Source organism: Glutamicibacter sp. AOP5-A2-18, from assembly GCF_052446055.1.
Classification (GTDB): domain Bacteria; phylum Actinomycetota; class Actinomycetes; order Actinomycetales; family Micrococcaceae; genus Glutamicibacter.
Genome location: NZ_JBQSVW010000001.1, coordinates 2,348,977 through 2,367,642 on the forward strand (window position 1 = coordinate 2,348,977; position 18,666 = coordinate 2,367,642).

The 18,666-nt window shown below is 54.6% G+C and carries 22 protein-coding genes; 8 read left to right on the forward strand and 14 right to left on the reverse strand.

Annotation, left to right across the window (positions count from 1 at the left end; genetic code table 11):
* Positions 1-3: 3 nt before the first annotated feature.
* Entirely contained in the window at positions 4-408 is a 405-nt protein-coding gene (locus tag ACT3RW_RS11215) for a sec-independent translocase (protein WP_444613803.1), read from the reverse strand.
* A 78-nt stretch (positions 409-486) separates the two neighbouring features.
* Positions 487-1,104 carry an RNA polymerase sigma factor SigE gene (gene sigE / locus ACT3RW_RS11220; protein ID WP_262197348.1) on the reverse strand — a complete coding sequence of 206 codons (618 nt, stop codon included), beginning with the start codon at positions 1,102-1,104 and terminating at the stop codon, positions 487-489.
* Between the two features lie 140 nt (positions 1,105-1,244).
* On the opposite strand from sigE, the gene ACT3RW_RS11225 reads away from it, so the two are divergent.
* Positions 1,245-1,910 (forward strand): O-methyltransferase, encoded by a 666-nt coding sequence (locus tag ACT3RW_RS11225; protein ID WP_131088639.1) that lies wholly within the window; start codon positions 1,245-1,247, stop codon positions 1,908-1,910.
* Positions 1,911-1,977: 67 nt separating this feature from the next.
* On the opposite strand, the gene ACT3RW_RS11230 is transcribed toward ACT3RW_RS11225, so the two are convergent.
* From ACT3RW_RS11230 to ACT3RW_RS11240, 3 genes are all read right to left on the reverse strand, one after another.
* Positions 1,978-2,145, reverse strand: a complete 168-nt coding sequence (locus ACT3RW_RS11230) for a DUF3117 domain-containing protein (protein ID WP_131088640.1) — start codon at positions 2,143-2,145, stop codon at positions 1,978-1,980.
* 123 nt (positions 2,146-2,268) lie between these two features.
* On the reverse strand, positions 2,269-2,613 hold the full coding sequence (locus tag ACT3RW_RS11235; protein WP_131088641.1) for a DivIVA domain-containing protein: 345 nt from the start codon (positions 2,611-2,613) through the stop codon (positions 2,269-2,271).
* 8 nt (positions 2,614-2,621) lie between these two features.
* Positions 2,622-3,398, reverse strand: coding sequence for an LOG family protein (locus ACT3RW_RS11240; RefSeq protein ID WP_131088642.1), 777 nt, complete (start codon positions 3,396-3,398; stop codon positions 2,622-2,624).
* Between the two features lie 177 nt (positions 3,399-3,575).
* On the opposite strand from ACT3RW_RS11240, the gene ACT3RW_RS11245 reads away from it, so the two are divergent.
* The 4 genes from ACT3RW_RS11245 to ACT3RW_RS11260 all read left to right on the forward strand — a co-directional run bounded on the left by ACT3RW_RS11245 (position 3,576) and on the right by ACT3RW_RS11260 (position 6,893).
* On the forward strand, positions 3,576-4,307 hold the full coding sequence (locus ACT3RW_RS11245; protein WP_207306504.1) for an amino acid ABC transporter ATP-binding protein: 732 nt from the start codon (positions 3,576-3,578) through the stop codon (positions 4,305-4,307).
* Positions 4,308-4,338: 31 nt separating this feature from the next.
* Positions 4,339-5,166 carry a glutamate ABC transporter substrate-binding protein gene (locus ACT3RW_RS11250; RefSeq protein WP_131088644.1) on the forward strand — a complete coding sequence of 276 codons (828 nt, stop codon included), beginning with the start codon at positions 4,339-4,341 and terminating at the stop codon, positions 5,164-5,166.
* A 138-nt stretch (positions 5,167-5,304) separates the two neighbouring features.
* Positions 5,305-5,982, forward strand: coding sequence for an amino acid ABC transporter permease (locus ACT3RW_RS11255; protein ID WP_131088645.1), 678 nt, complete (start codon positions 5,305-5,307; stop codon positions 5,980-5,982).
* The gene (locus tag ACT3RW_RS11260) at positions 5,979-6,893 is read left to right on the forward strand and encodes an amino acid ABC transporter permease (protein ID WP_131088646.1); all 915 of its coding nucleotides are present in this window, start codon (positions 5,979-5,981) and stop codon (positions 6,891-6,893) included. Before ACT3RW_RS11255 ends, ACT3RW_RS11260 begins: the two co-directional genes overlap by 4 nt.
* Positions 6,894-6,959: 66 nt before the next feature.
* On the opposite strand, the gene ACT3RW_RS11265 is transcribed toward ACT3RW_RS11260, so the two are convergent.
* Together ACT3RW_RS11265 and dapE are read right to left on the reverse strand one after the other, a co-directional pair.
* The gene (locus ACT3RW_RS11265; protein ID WP_444614639.1) at positions 6,960-8,159 is read right to left on the reverse strand and encodes an IS30 family transposase; all 1,200 of its coding nucleotides are present in this window, start codon (positions 8,157-8,159) and stop codon (positions 6,960-6,962) included.
* A 527-nt stretch (positions 8,160-8,686) separates the two neighbouring features.
* Positions 8,687-9,763: a succinyl-diaminopimelate desuccinylase gene (gene dapE, locus ACT3RW_RS11270; RefSeq protein ID WP_444614640.1), complete on the reverse strand. Its 1,077-nt coding sequence runs from the start codon at positions 9,761-9,763 to the stop codon at positions 8,687-8,689.
* An 82-nt stretch (positions 9,764-9,845) separates the two neighbouring features.
* Between dapE and dapD the strand changes: the two genes are divergently transcribed.
* On the forward strand, positions 9,846-10,802 hold the full coding sequence (dapD, locus tag ACT3RW_RS11275; protein ID WP_444613804.1) for a 2,3,4,5-tetrahydropyridine-2,6-dicarboxylate N-succinyltransferase: 957 nt from the start codon (positions 9,846-9,848) through the stop codon (positions 10,800-10,802).
* Between the two features lie 89 nt (positions 10,803-10,891).
* On the opposite strand, the gene ACT3RW_RS11280 is transcribed toward dapD, so the two are convergent.
* The 4 genes from ACT3RW_RS11280 to fdxA all read right to left on the reverse strand — a co-directional run bounded on the left by ACT3RW_RS11280 (position 10,892) and on the right by fdxA (position 14,476).
* A complete protein-coding gene (locus ACT3RW_RS11280) occupies positions 10,892-11,500 on the reverse strand; it encodes a hypothetical protein (protein WP_444613805.1) in 609 nt (202 codons plus the stop codon).
* Positions 11,501-11,637: 137 nt separating this feature from the next.
* The gene (locus ACT3RW_RS11285) at positions 11,638-12,927 is read right to left on the reverse strand and encodes a citrate synthase (RefSeq protein ID WP_444613806.1); all 1,290 of its coding nucleotides are present in this window, start codon (positions 12,925-12,927) and stop codon (positions 11,638-11,640) included.
* 98 nt (positions 12,928-13,025) lie between these two features.
* Positions 13,026-14,141: a succinyldiaminopimelate transaminase gene (gene dapC / locus ACT3RW_RS11290; RefSeq protein WP_444613807.1), complete on the reverse strand. Its 1,116-nt coding sequence runs from the start codon at positions 14,139-14,141 to the stop codon at positions 13,026-13,028.
* A gap of 11 nt (positions 14,142-14,152) precedes the next feature.
* Complete coding sequence (fdxA, locus tag ACT3RW_RS11295) at positions 14,153-14,476, reverse strand: ferredoxin (protein ID WP_131088652.1); 324 nt, start codon at positions 14,474-14,476, stop codon at positions 14,153-14,155.
* A gap of 214 nt (positions 14,477-14,690) precedes the next feature.
* Here fdxA and ACT3RW_RS11300 point away from each other — a divergent pair, with 214 nt between their 5' ends.
* A complete protein-coding gene (locus ACT3RW_RS11300; RefSeq protein ID WP_444613808.1) occupies positions 14,691-14,921 on the forward strand; it encodes a putative acetyltransferase in 231 nt (76 codons plus the stop codon).
* A 104-nt stretch (positions 14,922-15,025) separates the two neighbouring features.
* Entirely contained in the window at positions 15,026-15,535 is a 510-nt protein-coding gene (locus tag ACT3RW_RS11305) for a helix-turn-helix domain-containing protein (protein ID WP_444613809.1), read from the forward strand.
* Positions 15,536-15,606: 71 nt separating this feature from the next.
* On the opposite strand, the gene ACT3RW_RS11310 is transcribed toward ACT3RW_RS11305, so the two are convergent.
* From ACT3RW_RS11310 to ACT3RW_RS11320, 3 genes are all read right to left on the reverse strand, one after another.
* Complete coding sequence (locus ACT3RW_RS11310) at positions 15,607-16,047, reverse strand: hypothetical protein (RefSeq protein WP_444613810.1); 441 nt, start codon at positions 16,045-16,047, stop codon at positions 15,607-15,609.
* Positions 16,028-17,935, reverse strand: a complete 1,908-nt coding sequence (gene typA / locus ACT3RW_RS11315) for a translational GTPase TypA (RefSeq protein ID WP_131088656.1) — start codon at positions 17,933-17,935, stop codon at positions 16,028-16,030. Before typA ends, ACT3RW_RS11310 begins: the two co-directional genes overlap by 20 nt.
* A gap of 147 nt (positions 17,936-18,082) precedes the next feature.
* A complete protein-coding gene (locus ACT3RW_RS11320) occupies positions 18,083-18,628 on the reverse strand; it encodes a GNAT family N-acetyltransferase (protein ID WP_444613811.1) in 546 nt (181 codons plus the stop codon).
* Positions 18,629-18,666 lie beyond the last annotated feature (38 nt).

An 18,666-nucleotide genomic window follows, 5' to 3' on the forward strand; every position in this document is an offset into this window, starting at 1 on the left:
GCCTTAGGTGGCCTCTGGATCAAAGGGAGCTGCTTCATTTGCAGCCAGTGGAGCTTGCTTCTGAGTTTGAGGTGCAATAGCCGTTCGCACCGGAGCTGCTGCGACCGGGGTGTTCGGCTTTTCCTTGGCTAGGTTTACTGCGTCATCAAACTCATCGATGAGAGCTTCTTTGATGATGCGCCGTGGGTCGTACTGACGAGGATCCAGCTTTTTCCAGTCAATGTCGGCGACTTCATCGCCGACCTCTTCACGCAGTTGCTCTTTGGCACCGTTGGCCATGCGCCGCACTTCTTTGACCAAATTGGCAAGCTTTTTGGCGTATTCAGGCAACTTTTCGGGGCCAAGAATGACTACCGCGAGCACTGCGAGAATAATAAACTCGCTACCATTGATTCCAAAAAGATCCACGTAAAAAGATTACCTTGTCTCAGACAAACTCACGAAGTCACCGCGCCATATAACCAAGCGCCCTGCCAGCAGCACAGACTAATTCGCTGGACGCAAACCTCGTGGAAGCTTTGGCAGTGACAAGGACTTTGGCGTACGGTTTGCCGGATTGCGGTGTGCAAGGGCATCTCGAAGCATGGCCCTACCGCGATGGATACGTGAACGCACAGTTCCCAGCTTCACATCCAGAATGCGTGAGACTTCCTCGTAAGAGAAGCCTTCCATGTCACATAAAACGATGGCTGCACGGAATTCTGGTGAGAGAGAACGCAAGGCTTCTTGCACATCCACGTCGAGATTGTTGTATTCAAAGTAGCGTTCTGGGGTAATCACGTTACCCGGCAGACGTTCTTCAGCACCTTCGGCAAAGCTATCAAAGCGGATCTTGCTCTTGCGGCGGGCCTGATCTAGGAAGATGTTGGTGGTGATACGGTGCAACCAACCACCCATGGTTCCAGGAGTGTACTTATCCAACGCCTTGAAGGCGCGAACGAATGCTTCTTGGGAGAGGTCTTCTGCGTCATGGCGGTTACCGGTAAGGCGGTAGGCCAGTCGGAAAACCTGTTCGCCATGTTCTTGGACCATTTGGTCCCATGTAGGCGTGGTGGTTTCCGGTGCCGGGGTAGCAGAGATTGAATCACTTGGTGCATTGTTCACTCTTCAAGTATGTGTCGACAAGCTGAGCTGAAGCTAAGAATCCCCTGCGGGAGAACCATCAAGTTGAACAACTTCGCTCCGCGCGCTGGGTACGATTAGAAGTGGCCATTATCAGACAACGCTATTGAGGACCACTACCCATGCCTTCGATGAATCCAGAACTCTTTGCGAGCTGGACCTACTCTCAGAACCACGTCAGCGAGCCAGAGCATGTGGCGCAGGTTCGCGAACGGGCAGAGGATCTGGGAGTGCGGTGCATCGATCCTGCTGGGCGTTCCATGTTGCAGCTGTTGTGCACCTTGCGTAGGCCTCGCAACGCGGTTGAAATTGGTTCGGGTGTTGGAGTCGCCTCGCTGGCCATGCTTGAAGCCGTAGGCCCCTCACTGACGTTGACGGCCATTGAATCCGACTTGGAGCACGCCAATGCCATGCGTCAGGGGCTTCGCGAGTCGGGCATTCCGTCGGCACGTGCCAGGATCATCAACGAGCGTGCTGAAAACGTTCTCTCACGCTTGGCCGATCATGCGTACGATTTGGTGCTGATCGATGCTGGCGCAGACTTACTGCTGGAATATGTTGCTGAGGCCAAACGCATCGTTGGTGTTGGCGGAGTCATTATTCTGAACAACGCTTTTGATGAGCATCGTCTAGCGAAGCCAGCTGTTCGCCGAACCTCAACGGTGATGACCCGCGATGCGTTGCGGATGCTTCGCGAAGATCCACGTTTGCAGACCCATCTATTCCCTAGCGAACAGGGATTGTTCGTGGCTACTGTTCTGCCACAACCAATTTCCAAGTCTCGCTAGGTAAGCCAAAAGGACCGACAATATTGTCGGTCCTCGAGTGCTATCGCCTCGTGGCGATCAGGGAAGTCTAGTCGGTGACTTTGAGCAGGCAATCGCGCAGCTCGGCCGCTTCAGCGTTATTCAGCTCAACGACCAGTCGTCCGCCACCATCAATTGGCAGGCGTAGGATCAGGCTCCGGCCCTCTTTGACAACTTCCATTGCTCCGTCACCGGTGCGTGGCTTCATTGCAGCCATTAAGCTGTTCCCTTCGTCTGGGCTAACGCGCGCAACGTGCTTTTGCGTCACGCACTACCGCTTGCCTTGTCCATACTCTGCCAAGATTCCCGGCTGAGTTGGGACTCTTATCATCTATTATTACTAATTTTCGCTCGTGTCGCTAATCACACGCCGTGACTCAAGGTCACGAATCGTATTTTCGAGGCTAGTAATTTCGGTTGCGAGCACGTCGAGAACCTCATCCACTTGATCGCAACGGTAGCCACGCAACCCGAGCGAAAAGCGAACTTTTTCAATGTGTTCAGCACGCGGGTTCTCTGGAAGCAGCACCGGTGGCAACGATGCCTGATGCTCCGTGAGCCCCACAATCGGTTCACCCGTAGCTTCAAAATGACGTCCAACGCCAAGCTTTTTACGTTGGCTCGAAAGCAACAAAGCCACTGCACCAATAAGTAACAGCGCAATGAGGATCAATAGGAACGGCATGGACTCCCCTAGAGTGCGTCTTTCGAATCAGTCTTTTTCTTGCCGGCGTTCAGCACCAAATCAACAGCCTCATCAGGGTCATCAGTGACCGTAAAGAGGTTCAAGTCCTTAGGCGAGATTGCCCGCTCAACAGCAACGGTATTGGTCAACCAATCAACCAAGCCGCCCCAGTACTCAGTTCCGACCAGGACGATTGGGAAGCTGGTGATTTTTTGGGTTTGCACCAAGGTCAATGCTTCAAACAGTTCATCCAAGGTTCCAAAACCACCGGGCAAGACAATGAAGCCTTGGGAGTATTTAACGAACATCGTTTTGCGCACGAAGAAGTAGCGGAAGTTCAGTCCCTTATTCACCGAGGAATTTAGACCTGTCTCAAAGGGCAACTCGATGCCAAGCCCAATAGAGATGCCATCATTATCCGCAGCACCCTTATTGGCTGCCTCCATGGCGCCGGGGCCTCCACCCGTGATGGTGGTAATGCCTTCCTGCGCCAGACGCGTTCCAATATGGTGTGCCATCTTGTAGTACGGGCTCTTTGGATCGGTGCGAGCCGAGCCGAAGACGGCAATCGCCGGTCCGGTGCCCGCGAGGGTTCCGAAGCCATTAACGAATTCAGCTTGAATACGCAGAACGCGCCAGACGTCGGTATGCGTTACATCTTCTTGTGGGCTCTCCAAGAGATAGTGGTCAAGCTGATCCTCGGGACGCTTGCCAGGCCAGCTCGATTCGATGTGGCGTTTTTGCCCTTCGCGAGCGTTCTTTTCACTCTTTCGCTGATGAACCATGTCTTCACTCTATCTGTTATTCACTAGCAACCCAGACCGTGTCGATGTACCGGCTAAGTGACAGTTTTGTAACATCTAGATGTGACTTGTTCGATGTGGCGCGTTGGACGCGTCATATCCAGTAATGTCTATTGCATGAACAGCGATCATCAGGCTCAGTCGGCTACCTCGGACGCTATCGTCCAGCTGACTGGGGTCAACAAGCACTACGGTTCGTTGCACGTGCTCAACAACATCAACCTCAGCGTGACCAAGGGCGAGGTTGTTGTCATTCTCGGCCCTTCGGGTTCCGGTAAATCAACGTTGTGCCGTGCCATCAACCGATTGGAAACAATCGACGAAGGCACCATCAAGATTGACGGTCAGACCCTTCCCTCCGAAGGCAAGGCACTGGCCAAGCTACGCGCAGATGTCGGAATGGTTTTCCAGTCCTTCAATCTGTTCGCCCACAAATCGATTCTTGAAAACGTGACGCTCGGCCCGATTCGAGTCAAGGGCATGAAAAAGGTTGCTGCCAAGGATTTGGCCATGCAGCTACTTGATCGAGTTGGCGTGGCCAACCAGGCGGACAAGCTTCCAGCTCAGCTTTCCGGTGGACAGCAGCAGCGTGTGGCAATCGCCCGCGCACTAGCTATGAAGCCAAAGGTCATGCTCTTTGATGAGCCAACCAGCGCCCTGGACCCAGAAATGATTAACGAAGTTCTGGACACCATGGTGGGACTGGCCAAGGAAGGCATGACGATGCTCGTGGTCACCCACGAGATGGGCTTCGCTCGTAAGGCCGCTGACCGAGTCATCTTCATGGCCGATGGTCAGATCGTGGAGCAAGCAACTCCTGAAGAGTTCTTCACCAATCCACAGTCAGACCGTGCCAAGGACTTCCTCGGCAAGCTCATCACCAACCACTAATTTCATCACCCGCATCCAATTAGGAGAAATTATGCGTAAGTCTCGTTTGGGTAAAGTCGCCGCAATGGCAGCTATCGCAGCTCTGGCCCTAACCTCGTGTGGTGGCTCGGACAGCGAAGCTGACGGCGACAAGATCCGCATCGGCATCAAGTTTGACCAGCCAGGCCTCGGCTTCAAGGATGGTGACAACTACACCGGCTTCGACGTCGACGTTGCAAAGTACGTAGCCAATGAATTGGGCTACGCCGAGGACAAGGTTGAGTTCGTTTCAGCTCCTTCGGCCAACCGCGAAACCATGTTGCAGAACAACCAGGTTGACATGATCTTCGCAACCTACTCGATCACCGATGAGCGCAACAAGGTCATCGACTTCGCTGGTCCGTACTTCGTTGCAGGCCAGGATCTGTTGGTTGCTTCTGACTCTGACATCAACGGCCCTGAGGCACTGAACGGCAAGAACCTTTGCTCGGTCACCGGTTCCACTTCGGCTAAGAAGGTCAAGGACAACTACGCTGAAGGCACCAACCTGCAGGAGCTTCCGGGCTACGCAGAATGTGTCACTCAGATGAGTGGTGGAACCATCGATGCAGTTACCACCGATGACATCATCCTTGCAGGTTTGGCCGCACAGCCTGCTTACAAGGGCAAGTTCAAGGTTGTTGGAAAGCCATTCTCCGAAGAGAAGTACGGAGTTGGCCTGCCTGATGGCACCGACAAGTGCAAGGCCATCAACGAAGCGATCACCAAGATGATTGATTCCGGTGACTGGCAGAAGGCGCTGGATAAGAACACCGAGGGTACCGGCTACAAGCCAAACTCGAAGACTAATCCACCAAAGCTCGCAGACACCTGCGCATAAGCGCACCAGATGCGGCGGGGGCCAAGCCAATTTGTCTTGGCCCCCGCGGCATTCTTGTTTTTCCGATGACCGACTTTTCAGTCCATCGTTCCCATAGCCGCTTGGCCGCCTCACTGGCCATCGAGACAGAGGCTGACAGTGGAGAATTATTTATCCATATTCACTGAGTACAACATCCCCGGAGCATTCTGGGTCAATATCCAACTAACGTTCTGGGCAGCAATTGGAGCGTTAGTACTTGGAACCGTCCTGGCGTTGCTTCGCATCTCCCCCGTGGCAAGCTTCCGAGCCATCGGCTCCAGCTACGTCAACCTGGTTCGTAATACCCCGCTGACCATCATCATCTTGTTCGCCGTGTTGGCACTGTACGGCCAGTTGGGCTTCACCCTTGGTGGAGATTTCCAAGCGAACTTCTTCCGACTCTCGGTCCTCGGTCTAGCGGTGTATCATGCAGCGTTCGTCTGTGAAGCTATCCGTTCTGGTGTGAATACGGTGCCGCTGGGTCAGGCAGAAGCGGCCCGCGCTATTGGTCTAGGCTTCATGCCAGCAGCTCGCTTGATCATCCTTCCTCAGGCGTTCCGCGGCGCTATTGTCCCGTTGGGTAACACCCTGATCGCTCTGATCAAGAACTCCACTGTGGCTGCCGTTGGTTCTGTGGCTACCGAGTCCTCTTCGGTAATGAAGTCGATGATTGAGTTCCGTGCCGATATCGTCATCCCGATCTTCCTTACCTTCGCCATTGGCTTTGTGATCATCGTGATCCCAGTTGGCCTAGTAACAACCTGGCTATCTAAGAAGTTGGCGGTGGCACGATGAGCGCATCAATTCTTTTTGATACACCCGGTCCGAAAGCACGTCGCCGAATCCTGATGATCAACATCGTCGGCGCGATCATCGCGTTGGGCGTTGTGGCTTGGATCTTCTTTGGCCTCGCTGGTAAGGGCCAGATGAAGCCTGAGCAGTGGGATGACTTCGTTCAGGCAAGCACCTGGAAGAACTACCTGTTGCCCGGTCTGGTCAACACCCTTAAGGCAGCCATCCTGGGCATCATCGGTTCGGTGATTTTTGGTCTGGTCTTCGGTGTAGGTCGACTCTCGCAGAACAAACTCATCAATGGTTTCTGTACTGTCATCGTGGAATTCTTCCGCGCTGTTCCAGTGCTGCTGATGATCGTGTTCTTCAACGTCTTCTTCGCACGCTCCCTGGAGCTACCTGGCGATACTGCGTTGTGGGCTGTAGTGGCCGCACTGGTCTTCTACAACGGCTCCGTTGTCGCCGAGCTGGTTCGCTCCGGTGTTCACAACCTGCCTAAGGGGCAGCGTGAGGCCGGCATCGCTATCGGTTTGACCCGTGGCATGTCGTTGCGTCACATCGAGATTCCGCAGGCTCTGGTGGCTATGTTGCCAGCGTTGATCGGTCAGTTTGTCGTGATCCTGAAGGACTCGGCTCTTGGCTACATCATCAGCTTCAACGAACTGTTGTTCTTCGCCCGCACCTACTCCTCGCCTAATGGCAACGTCTTGCAGGCTTTGATCGTTACTGCGGTCATCTTCATCTTGATCAACTTCACCTTGAGCAAGATCGCAGAGATGGTTTCGAAGCGTTTGAGCAGTCGCGTCAAGAAGTCCAAGGATGCCCCTGCTGAATTGGTTGGTGCACCTGCCGGTGCCTTAGCTGCCGGTTCGGTGGACAGCGCCGAGAAGGATCCAAATAATCCTGGCGTCTAAATAATCAGGCACAAAAATGCTCTCGCTGCTTCGGCGGGTTCTAGCGATCGTCGCAACACCGACGGTCTAGGCCTCTAACAATAAGTCATGCATACGCTCGGCTGGAGTCTTCCAGTCGAGCGTTTTGCGTGGACGCCCATTAAGCAACACCGCCACCTGCTCCAAATCCTCCGGACCATACTTGCTCAAATCAGTACCCTTTGGAAAATACTGACGCAACAACCCATTCGTGTTCTCATTAGAACCACGCTGCCAAGGACTGTGCGGATCACAGAAATACACATCCATATCCGTCGCCTCGCTAAACGACTTATGCAACGCCATCTCAATACCCTGATCCCACGTCAAAGAACCACGCAACGCCTCAGGCAACGTCGCCATTGTTGCAATCAGCCCGTCACGCACCGTCTCTGCCGTATGGTCACCAGGCAAATGCACCAGCATCACAAACCGGGTGCTACGCTCAACCAGCGTGCCAATGGCTGACTGATTCCCCGCACCCATGATCAAGTCACCTTCCCAATGACCAGGCACGGCACGGTCCTCAACCTCAGCAGGACGTTCACTGATACTAATCATCGGATCACGGAAACGCGACCGGCGCTCATCAACCTTCTTCTGCGGTTTACGGCGCACCCTGCCCGAACGCAGGGTATGAACAACTTCTCGCTTCAAACCACCACGGGCTTGTACAAAGATTGATTGATACACCGTTTCGTGAGTCACTCGCATCTCCAAATCATCAGGGTGATCAGCAACCAAACGGAAACAGATTTGTTCCGGTGACCACCCTAGACGCAAACCATAAACAACGTAATCACGTAACGGACCAGGACAAGCAAGTTTCGCTTCCTTCTGACGTGACCTACGGGCCACAGCCTGCCGGTGCGCCGCGTGAGGATAGTAATCATCCTGGGCAGTGCGGTTTCGTCGCAGTTCTCTACTGATGGTGGACGGTGAGCGGTTAAGCTTGATGGCGATCTGACGTATCGAGTGCCCAGCAATGCATAGCGCATAGATTTCTTCGCGTTCAGTCATGGACAGATATCGCGGATCAATCTGCTTCTCCAGCGCGGGAAGACTTGGACTCGCGGTATTGTGCTGCCGGCCTGACTCGGTGGCGTGGGTAGTCATTCCACTGTTATAGCCCAGCACCCGACCGTCGGGATAGAACCGTTTGTTTCCGCTTCTGCGGATGCCGTGGTCCCACTCTCGACCGGTTTCCAAATGGGCGCCCACCTGTTTGACGGCATCCCGAAGGCTCATACCTTGGGCGCGGAGGCGTAGGAACTCCTCACGTTTGCCCGCGTGAGATGTCGGAATTTTTAGCTTTGCCTTAACCACCCATTGGTAGCAAGTGTGGATCGGTATATTGACTTCGCGTGCCGCTTGGCTAACGTTTTGAAGCTTGTCGAAGGCAGTGAAGAACGCGTCTTTCTGTTCTTGCGTGTATCTCGTTTTGGGCTTGCCACGAGTGGCGGAAGGGGCCGATCGGGATGATGCCCAGCCGTGTTTTTTGGCGAGTTGATACGCCGCGGGAAGTGAGACGCCGATGGCTTGGGCAGCATCTTTGACACGCTGAGTCTCATCGAGCACTTCGTTGAAACGTTGCTTCTCGTCCGGTGTGAGCCTTGCCCTTGGAATTCGTTGAGGCGTGGCGGGTGACGGGTTCTGGGTTAAATGAGGCACGGTCGTTGCAACTCCTGATTATTCAGGGTGTTGCAACGACCGTTAGAACCCGCCTTCAAGCAGCGAGAGCATTTTTTGTGGCCATTAGTTGCCAAGAGCGTTAGTTAGCTTAGCCAGGCGCGTAAGGAGTTTAGACAGGTGCGGATATCTTCCTGCGCCACGTGCTCGTCATCGCTGTGTGCCAGCAACGCATCGCCCGGACCAAAGTTGACCGCTGAAACGCCGAGGGCAGAGAAGCGGGACACATCCGTCCAACCGTATTTAGGCTTCGGTTCCTGGCCAAGGATCTTGATTAGGTCTGCGGCGATTTCCTGATTGAGCCCTGGCTTGGCACCTTCGGCCCCATCGGTGCGCTCAATCTCAAAGCCCTCAAAGAGTTCAAAGACCAATGCCTCGGCCTGGGCCAGAGTCTTGTCCGGAGCAAAGCGGTAGTTGATTTCGACTTCGCAGTAATCGGGAATGACGTTACCTGCGATACCACCATTGATACGTACCGCATTCATCCCTTCGCGGTAGTCCAATCCTTCAACGGTGATGGTCTGTGGCTGGTAGTCGGCTAGGCGTTGCAGGATTGGGGCAGCATCATGAATGGCGTTGTGCCCCATCCATGCGCGGCCCGAGTGCGCAGCTTTACCGTGGGTTCGGATGACAAAACGGCTAGTTCCGTTACATCCGCCCTCAACGGTGCCGTTGGTTGGCTCTAGCAGGATGGCAAAATCAGCTTCCAGAAGTTCAGGACTGTTGCGTACCAGACGGCCCAATCCAGACTTGGCTGCTTCTACTTCTTCATGATCATAAAAGACATAGGTCACGTCGTACTTAGCATCGGTGAGTTCGGCGGCAAGGGCCAGCTGAACGGCAACGCCTCCCTTCATGTCGGTGGCTCCACGTCCGTAGAGCACACCGTCAATCACCTGTGCTGGAACGGTGCCTAGTGCACCTTCAGTACGAGGCAAGGGAACGGTGTCCAAGTGCCCGGCCAGCACAACCCGGCGCTCACGCCCAAAGTTGGTGCGGGCAACAATCGCGTCTTGGTCACGGTGAACCTGCAAATGCTCCAGCTTCAACAACGCCTCATGTACCTGATCGGCGATGGCTTGTTCGTTTCCGGAGACAGATTCAATGTTCATGATCTGCTCGGTCAGCACTGCGACGTCCTGTCGCAGGTCCAATTCGTTCACGGTATTCACAGTCCTACGTTTCTAGCTTCACTAGCCTGTCATCTATCAACGTTACCCGGGGCAACAACGATACGATCAGTGTATGACTTCAGAAACTGTGACTACCTCCAGTGACTCCTCCGTACGCTTGGCTTCAGGCCACGGGCTTGCCACCATCGCAGCAGATGGATCCGTCCTCGACGTCTGGTACCCAGCACCTGTGCTTGGTGAACTAGAAGAGGCTGATTCCCTGCCTCGTGAGTTGGCTTCTGCCGCTCAGGATGACGCTGCTCGTGGCACCACTCAGAAAGTGGTCTCGATGACCATTGACCTCGATGTGGCTCCCGCCGATACCGCAGATGTGTGGCTTCGTCTGCACGTACTATCCCACCGTTTGGCGCAGCCAAACACCATCAACCTTGACGGCATTTTTGGTCATTTGGCTAACGTCGTTTGGACCAACTTCGGTCCATGCCAGGTTGAAGGCTTCGAAGTAACCCGTCTAAAGCTTCGTTCCCGTGGTGCTGTCATCGTATACGGTGTAGACAAGTTCCCACGCATGGTTGACTACGTTGTACCTTCGGGCGTCCGTATTGCTGATGCTGACCGTGTGCGCTTGGGCGCTCACCTGGCTGATGGCACCACCGTGATGCACGAAGGCTTTGTAAACTTCAACGCCGGCACCTTGGGCACCTCGATGGTTGAGGGACGCATCTCGGCCTCGGTCATCGTGGGCAACGGCTCCGACGTAGGCGGCGGCGCCTCGATCATGGGCACCCTTTCGGGTGGTGGCAAGGAACGCATCGTCATTGGTGAGCGAGTACTGCTCGGCGCCAACGCTGGTGTGGGCATCTCCATCGGTGACGACTCGGTGGTTGAAGCCGGCCTCTACGTCACCGCGGGCACCCGCGTACTCTTGGGCGACAAGCAGGTGAAGGCTTTGGAGCTCTCCGGCGTTCCAAACCTGCTCTTCCGTCGCAACTCGATTACCGGTGCGGTCGAAGCATTGGCTCGCGCGGGTCAGACTGTTGAGCTGAACAGCGCACTGCACGCTAACTAAATTTTCTCGCTTTTGTGCGAGCTTTGAACAGTGAGGGTAGGCGGAACATAGTTCCGCCTACCCTCACTGTTTTCTGTAACCTGCTGTTTTTAGTCCCCAGGGAAAATGATGGTGACCATGGGCTGAATGAAACCGCGGAAAGCACCAGCATCTTTCATCAAGGATGTACTTGCAACAATGGTGCCCGGTCCAGCCAGCCATGCTCGGGGCTCATCCAGCGGCACATCAATGAGTTGAATCTCTTGGGTTGCATTTTTCGTATCGTGTTCAACTCCGTGGTCTATCAAGATCCGTTCCAACTCATCTAGTCTGCGCGGAACGTAGCTGGGACTTTGCTGCTCAAAGTGTTGAGCATGCGCTTGCGCAAAAACAGTTGCCTGACCGTAATGAGCGCGGGCTAGTCTTGCCAGCGCAGGGAACCCGTCAGCGTCCAGTCTTTCGTGCAGTTTTTGTTCTTCTGCCTGTTCTTCAGCAATGTCAGCGGCCGTGAGAGTCCCCCACCACGCGCTCCATTCTTGCTTAAACTGTCCGTGCGAAGAATCAGCACCGTTGCGATTCTTGATCGTTGAGGACAGTCGGGAGTTCGGTCCGGCCTCAGCCGGACCCACACCGCCCAACTCCCTCAAGTACAAAGCCATGAGCATCGTTTGATCGGTCTTGATGGCCAATGACCAGTTGTTTCCACGACGAAAGTACATGCGTACCACCTGACTTTTGGACATACCCTCGCGGTCTTAGAGTCAAAGAATACTCCCGTATGCACGATTAAAACAGACAAGAGGCTTGCCATCCTTTATACGGATGGCAAGCCTCTTGTGAGCGTTCGTACGCTACCTTATGGCTTGGTGTAGCCTGGGTAGTCGCGTTCGGTTTCACCCATGTACAGCTGACGTGGGCGGCCGATCTTTAGTTCTGGATCCTTGATCATTTCGCGCCACTGTGCGATCCAGCCTGGAAGGCGTCCAATCGCGAACAGTACGGTGAACATCTTTTCAGGGAAGCCCATAGCGGTGTAGATCAAGCCGGTGTAGAAGTCTACGTTCGGGTAGAGCTTGCGCGAGATGAAGTACTCATCGTTCAGCGCAGTTTCTTCCAGCTTCATCGCGATATCAAGCAACTCGTTCTTGCCCTGCTTTGCCAGCAGGTCGTGAGCGGTCTTCTTGATGATCTTTGCGCGAGGATCGTAGTTCTTGTACACGCGGTGGCCGAAGCCCATCAGGCGTACGCCGTCTTCCTTGTTCTTGACCTTCTCCATGAATTCTTCTGGAGAGATGCCCGAAGACTGGATTTCGCGCAGCATCTTGAGCACAGCTTCGTTGGCGCCGCCGTGGGCCGGGCCAGAAAGTGCGTGGATACCGGCAGAAACCGAAGCGAACATGTTGGCTTCCGAGGAACCTACCAGGCGCACGGTGGAGGTCGAGCAGTTCTGCTCGTGGTCCGCGTGCAAGATCAGCAGTAGGTCAAGTGCCTTGACTACGTCTGGATCCTGGATGTAAGGCTCTGCGGCGGTGCCGAAGCACAGGCGCAGGAAGTTCTCGACCATGTTCATCGAGTTATCTGGGTACAGCAGTGCCTGTCCGATGGACTTCTTGTGGGCGTAAGCAGCCAACACTGGAAGCTTTGCCAACAGGCGCAGGGTCGAGCTTTCGACCTGCTCTGAGTCCTTTGGATCCAGAGAATCCTGGTACCAAGTGGACAATGCCGATACGGCCGAGGACAGCACTGGCATTGGGTGTGCGTCGCGTGGGAAGCCACCGAAGAAGCCCTTGAGCTCTTCGTGCAGCAGGGTGTGGCGGCGCAGTGAGTTGTCGAACTCTGCCAGCTGATCAGCGGTAGGTAGTTCGCCGTAGATCAGCAGGTAGGTTACCTCGATGAAGCTGGACTTCTCAGCCAACTGCTCGATTGGGTAGCCACGGTAACGCAGGATACCTGCATCGCCGTCGATGTAGGTGATCGCGGACTTGGTGGCCGCGGTGTTCATGAAGCCAGGATCGTAGGTCACGTTCCCGGTGGTCTTCAATAGTGGTGCTACAGCGAAACCGTCGTTGCCCTCAGCAGCCGGGATAACCGGTAGCTCAAGGTTGGTATCACCAAATTGTAGCTGCGCAGATGTAGTATCTGTCATTGCTTCTCCTAACCGGAAAGCGTGTAGTTCCGAAAGGTCAGTCGTCACCTTAGAACATACCGCGACTGGACCCTATCTCGCTAATCAGACTGTCATCTTCACCGGTTGGCGGAAGAATTCAGCCGTTCAACGGCGGCCGCGATCCGTTCGTCGGAGGCGGTCAATGCCACGCGTACGTGGCGTTCTCCTGCAGTGCCGTAAAAGGCGCCAGGGCCTGCAACAATTCCTAGCTGGGCTAGGGCTTCAATTGTTTCGAAGCTCGGACGGTCCGCGGTGCACCATAGGTACAAACCAGCGACCGAATCTTCGATCCGCAGTCCGAAGTTTTCTAGTGCTGGGCGAAGTGCTTCGCGGCGGGCACGGTAGATTTCGCGCTGCTGTGCCACATGTTCGTCATCGTCAAGCGCAACCACCATGGCGTGCTGGATGGGACCGGGAACGATCATGCCAGCATGCTTGCGGCTGTTGACCAGCGTTGGCATGAGGTTTGGTGCACCAGCTACAAAAGCGGCACGGTAGCCAGCCAAGTTGGACTGCTTAGACAGCGAGTACAGCGCTAGTAAGTTATCGAGGTTTCCCCCACTCACTTCTGGGTCAAGAATGCTAGGCACTTGGCCTTCATATTCTTCCCAACCCAGTTCCGCATAACATTCGTCGGAGACGACCACAGCACCAATTTCGCGAGCCTGCTCAACGATCTGGCGCAGTTGCGCACTAGCTCGCACCTTGCCGGTGGGATTACCTGGCGAGTTGACCCAGATGAGCTTAACGCGAGAAAGTTCCTCGGCGCTCAGTTCATCAAGATCATCGGTGGCGATAGGGGTAGCCGAGACCAGCTGTGCACCGATGTCATAGGTTGGGTAGGCAATCTTTGGTCGGACAACAATATCCCCGGCGCCGATTCCCAGAAGCAGTGGTAACCAGGCCACCATCTCCTTGGAGCCAACCGTTGGCATGACGTCATCGATGCTCAAGCCCGTAACGTTACGGCGACGCGCAAACCAGTCAACAATGGCTTGGCGAACTTCAACGGTTCCATGCGTGGTGGGGTATCCGTGAGAGTTTGCCGCTTGAGCCAGCGCGTCCTGAATGATCTGCGGGGTGTTATCGACCGGCGTGCCGATCGAAAGGTCCACGACCCCTCCTGGATGCTTTGCAGCCTGCTCGCGATATGGTGCGAGCTGGTTCCAGGGGTAATCGGGGAGCTTAAGCATAAAAGTAAAACCTAGCCTTGGTTCTGAAGTGGCAGTGCACTGATGATTGGGTGATCAGTACCGGTATTACCAATTTTAGCGGCGCCACCTGGGGAACCAAGTTCATCGAAAAAGTCGACGTTAGCTTTGTAATAGTCAGCCCATTCGTCGGGCACATCATCTTCGTAGTAGATGGCTTCAACGGGGCAGACTGGTTCGCAGGCGCCGCAGTCAACACATTCATCCGGGTGAATGTATAGCGAGCGTTCGCCTTCATAAATACAATCTACCGGGCACTCTTCGACACACGCCTTGTCTTTCACGTCGACGCAGGGCTGAGCGATGATGTAAGTCACGAGGGCCGAGACCTTTCCTTGCACTTGATGGTTTCAACACGAGCGAGCAGGATTCTGTGATGCTCTTTGAATCTCAAACCAGCTCGAACTACAGTCTAGTCCTGATATCAATACATCTTTGCGCCCATGTACCTGCTGTGACGTAACCGACGATTCACATTTCGGCTTCTTGGGCTTTAGATGAATTCTTCTTACGAAAAGATGACGCGCGAAAATGCTTAGTTTTGGTGATCTGGCTACTGGTGACCGTATCGTCGTTCGATACCGGTTGAGCAATGCTCAGGCTGGAGAAAAATTTAGCGATGCTTTGGGTGAAGTGCAAGAGATTACCGAAGAGTCGATTAGCGTGAAGACACGCTCGGCGCTGGTGCGTATTGACCGTTCCTCGATTACTCACGCAAAGCGTGTTCCTCCGCCACCGGCTAGACGCCGGCCTCGCAGCTAAAGTGCTCTGTACTGAACTACTGGCCAGTGGTTTGTGTTCAGATTCTTTGCGACATGTGATTTGACTCTGCCAATCACTTATCGAATTTCGCGTATGCTGATTCCATGCCATCCGACAAACATGTCCAATCGCGAGCTCGGGCACTCAGCTCCCCGCTGAGGCTTCGAATCCTTCGTTTGTGCCTCCACGAGTCACGAACCAACAAGGAAATTGCGGACATTCTTGAGCTCAATCCGGCCACATCGTTACACCATGTGCGCACCCTAGTCACCAATGGTTATCTGGAGCCGGAAGAAGCGCGCCGTGGCAATCGTGGGGCCAAAGAGGTTCCCTACCGCAGCACCAAGCAGTCCTGGGGAACACGTATCCCCGATGCCGCTCCGATGCTCGTGGACACCTTCCTGCAAGAGATTGATGGGTTGGCTCCCGAAGAAATTCAGGTGATCCGCGTCGGGTTGAAGCTAAGCGAAGCATCCCAAAAAGAAATGATGTCTCGGTTACGCACGGTCATTGAGGACTACGCAATGCGAGATCCAGAAGAAGACGGTGTAGCCACCTCCCTCTTCTTGGCTCACCACTTAGATGTCACCGGAAATACTCCGGCAGATCGCTGATCGGTACACCAGCAAAAACTTTTCGTTAAACACAGAAGGTGTTCTTCCCACTGGGAAGAACACCTTCTGTGTTAGTTGGCTCGGTGCTGTTTGCGAATATTTCGCAACGCCAACACCAATCCAATAATTGCAGGAATAATCATTCCGTACATCCACAAGGCCGAAGCAATGGCCGGGCCCGGCAGATATTTGTAGTACTGCATGCTCAGGATGAGCTGATCATTTCCTACATAGGAAATCAGGCCCACACAGACGTAGCAACCGATGAAGGCCAAGGCCCCGGCCCACAGCTTCTGTGAAGAAACCGCAGCCCAGTAGACCAAGACGCCTAGCAACAGCCATGCAACACCCACGCCCCACACCACCGGAATGTCGTTGCCGACATAGGAGATGGACGCGTGAATTGCAGTACCGAATAATCCTGCTACCAAGGCTGCAACCGCACCACGCCAGAGCGCGGAGAGGTTGCTGCCTTGGTTATTGTTGCGCTGATTAGGAGCGAGCGCGTGCACGGGTAGCCTTGGCACGATCGCTAGCGTTCAGCAGAACCTTGCGGATACGAACTGCATCCGGGGTAACCTCTACGCACTCGTCTTCGCGAGCGAATTCGAGGGACTCTTCCAGAGTCAGGTTGCGTGGTGGGGTCAGGTTCTCGAAGCTATCCGAGGAAGCTGCACGCATGTTGGTGAGCTTCTTTTCCTTGGTGATGTTTACGTCCATGTCATCAGCGCGGGAGTTCTCGCCAACAATCATGCCCTCGTAAACCTCTTCAGTAGGCTTGACGAAGAAGTTCATGCGTTCCTGCAGGTTGATCATTGCGAATGGAGTCACAACGCCAGCACGGTCAGCAACGATCGAACCGTTGATGCGGTATTCGATTGGACCAGCCCATGGCTCGTAGCCTTCAGCCAACGACGATGCGATACCTGCGCCGCGGGTGTCGGTCAGGAAGCGGGTACGGAAGCCGATCAGGCCACGTGCAGGAACCATGAATTCCATGCGAACCCAGCCGGTGCCGTGGTTAGCCATGTCGGTCATGCGACCCTTGCGCGATGCCAGCAACTGGGTAATAGCACCCAAGTACTCTTCTGGTACGTCAATGGTCATGCGTTCCATTGGCTCGTGAACCTTGCCGTCAACAACCTTGGTCACAACCTGTGGCTTACCAACGGTCAGCTCGAAGCCTTCACGACGCATCTGCTCAACAAGAATAGCCAGTGCCAATTCGCCACGACCCTGTACTTCCCAAGCGTCTGGACGCTCGGTAGGCAGGATGTTCAGCGAAACGTTACCGATCAGTTCCTTGTCCAGGCGATCCTTCACCTGGCGGGCGGTAACCTTAGCGCCCTTGACCTTGCCAGCAAGTGGCGAGGTGTTGATACCGATGGTCATCGAGATCGCAGGTGGATCAACGGTGATCAGTGGAAGTGGCTTAGGGTTCTCAAGGTCGGTGAGGGTTTCACCAATCATGATGTCTTCGATACCAGCAACTGCAACGATCTCGCCTGGACCAGCTTCTTCAGCTGGAACACGGGTCAGACCCTTGGTGGCAAGCAGTTCAGTGATCTTGACCTGCTTCATGGTGCCATCCTGGCGAGCCCAGTTAACCTGCTGGCCCTTACGGAGGGTGCCGTTGATCATGCGCAACAGTGCCAGACGGCCAAGGAATGGCGATGCGTCAAGGTTGGTTACGTGTGCCTGAAGAACTTCACCCTCGGTGAAGGTCGGAGCAGGAACGTGCTTGATGATGGTCTCGAACAGTGGTTCAAGATCTTCATTGTCTGGCAGGGTGCCATCGGCTGGCTGGTTCATCGAAGCGTAACCGGCCTTGCCCGAAGCGAAGACAACAGGAACGTTCAAGATGGCGTCCAGATCCAAGTCTGGAGCTTCATCAGCCAAGTCCGAAGCCAAGCCCAACAGCAGGTCCATGGAGTCAGAGATGACGCCATCGATGCGGGAGTCAGGGCGGTCGGTCTTGTTAACCACGATGATTACTGGGAGGTTTGCGCTCAGTGCCTTACGCAGCACGAAGCGAGTCTGAGGCAATGGGCCTTCAGAAGCATCAACGAGCAGAACCACGCCGTCAACCATGGACAAGCCACGCTCGACCTCGCCACCGAAGTCAGCGTGACCCGGGGTGTCGATAACGTTGATGGTCATTGCCTTGCCGTCAGCGGCTGGGCCGTTGTAGAACACGGTGGTGTTCTTGGCAAGAATGGTAATGCCCTTCTCGCGCTCCAACTCGCCAGAGTCCATCACGCGATCTTCGGTTTCACCATGGCTGTCGAATGCGCCAGTCTGCTGGAGCATGGCGTTAACCAGGGTGGTCTTTCCGTGGTCAACGTGTGCAACGATGGCTACGTTACGAAGTTCGTCGCGACTAATGGTGTTATCTGACATGCGTGAAGGCTCACTTCCGCTCGAGGATTTTAGATCTAAGGGGTCGGGGCCAAAGTCGACCCAACAATCCAGTTTACGCTCTCGAAGCAAGTACTCCGGTGCTCTGTGTCAGAACATACAAGAATTTCCGCGAAAATCGTGAAAAATTCAGCTTTCCGTTGCCGTCGGAATCCAGAAACGCAGCGTGCTAGGTCCACCTGAGTGCGCTACTTCGGGAAGTTCCGCGTCCAGCACTCCCCCACATTTTTTAATTGTGGCTTTGGAGCCTTCATTGGTGCTGTCGCAGGTAAGTAGCGCTTGGTCCACTCCGGCAACACGCACTTCGTTTAGAGCGAACCGGCACAGTTCAGCGGCAATACCGCGACGACGAAATTCTGGAACGACGCCGTAACCGATGTGTCCACCAAATTGAAGCAGTGAGTCATTGAGCTCATACCGGACCGATACACGCCCAACAAGTTCACCAGCTTGGTCAAAAGCTACAAATAGTGCAGAACGAACCCAACCCGGCGGGACATGCTCCCCGCGGTGCCCGGCCTTCATGCGGTAAATGTAATCTTCCCAGTCTTCATCAGCGGACCACGTTGGAAGGAACTCGAAGTCTTCAACAAGCATCAAATTATGAGCGTCAACGGCCTGCTGCTCATCTTGACTAGCTAGCTCACGAATTTCCAAGGGTTCACTGGTGATCATGTGGCCATTATGCCAGCCAGCAACTCCCTATTAGGCAT

What these genes read in the sequence shown, in the direction of transcription:
- ACT3RW_RS11320 (WP_444613811.1), bottom strand. Translation starts at nt 18,628, where the DNA reads ATGATCACCAGTGAACCCTTGGAAATTCGTGAGCTAGCTAGTCAAGAT.
- typA (WP_131088656.1), bottom strand. Translation starts at nt 17,935, where the DNA reads ATGTCAGATAACACCATTAGTCGCGACGAACTTCGTAACGTAGCCATC.
- ACT3RW_RS11235 (WP_131088641.1), bottom strand. Translation starts at nt 2,613, where the DNA reads ATGCCGTTCCTATTGATCCTCATTGCGCTGTTACTTATTGGTGCAGTG.
- ACT3RW_RS11305 (WP_444613809.1), top strand. Translation starts at nt 15,026, where the DNA reads ATGCCATCCGACAAACATGTCCAATCGCGAGCTCGGGCACTCAGCTCC.
- ACT3RW_RS11300 (WP_444613808.1), top strand. Translation starts at nt 14,691, where the DNA reads ATGCTTAGTTTTGGTGATCTGGCTACTGGTGACCGTATCGTCGTTCGA.
- ACT3RW_RS11240 (WP_131088642.1), bottom strand. Translation starts at nt 3,398, where the DNA reads ATGGTTCATCAGCGAAAGAGTGAAAAGAACGCTCGCGAAGGGCAAAAA.
- ACT3RW_RS11230 (WP_131088640.1), bottom strand. Translation starts at nt 2,145, where the DNA reads ATGGCTGCAATGAAGCCACGCACCGGTGACGGAGCAATGGAAGTTGTC.
- dapC (WP_444613807.1), bottom strand. Translation starts at nt 14,141, where the DNA reads ATGCTTAAGCTCCCCGATTACCCCTGGAACCAGCTCGCACCATATCGC.
- ACT3RW_RS11265 (WP_444614639.1), bottom strand. Translation starts at nt 8,159, where the DNA reads ATGAGCCTTCGGGATGCCGTCAAACAGGTGGGCGCCCATTTGGAAACC.
- ACT3RW_RS11225 (WP_131088639.1), top strand. Translation starts at nt 1,245, where the DNA reads ATGCCTTCGATGAATCCAGAACTCTTTGCGAGCTGGACCTACTCTCAG.
- ACT3RW_RS11260 (WP_131088646.1), top strand. Translation starts at nt 5,979, where the DNA reads ATGAGCGCATCAATTCTTTTTGATACACCCGGTCCGAAAGCACGTCGC.
- ACT3RW_RS11285 (WP_444613806.1), bottom strand. Translation starts at nt 12,927, where the DNA reads ATGACAGATACTACATCTGCGCAGCTACAATTTGGTGATACCAACCTT.
- dapD (WP_444613804.1), top strand. Translation starts at nt 9,846, where the DNA reads ATGACTTCAGAAACTGTGACTACCTCCAGTGACTCCTCCGTACGCTTG.
- ACT3RW_RS11280 (WP_444613805.1), bottom strand. Translation starts at nt 11,500, where the DNA reads ATGTACTTTCGTCGTGGAAACAACTGGTCATTGGCCATCAAGACCGAT.
- ACT3RW_RS11250 (WP_131088644.1), top strand. Translation starts at nt 4,339, where the DNA reads ATGCGTAAGTCTCGTTTGGGTAAAGTCGCCGCAATGGCAGCTATCGCA.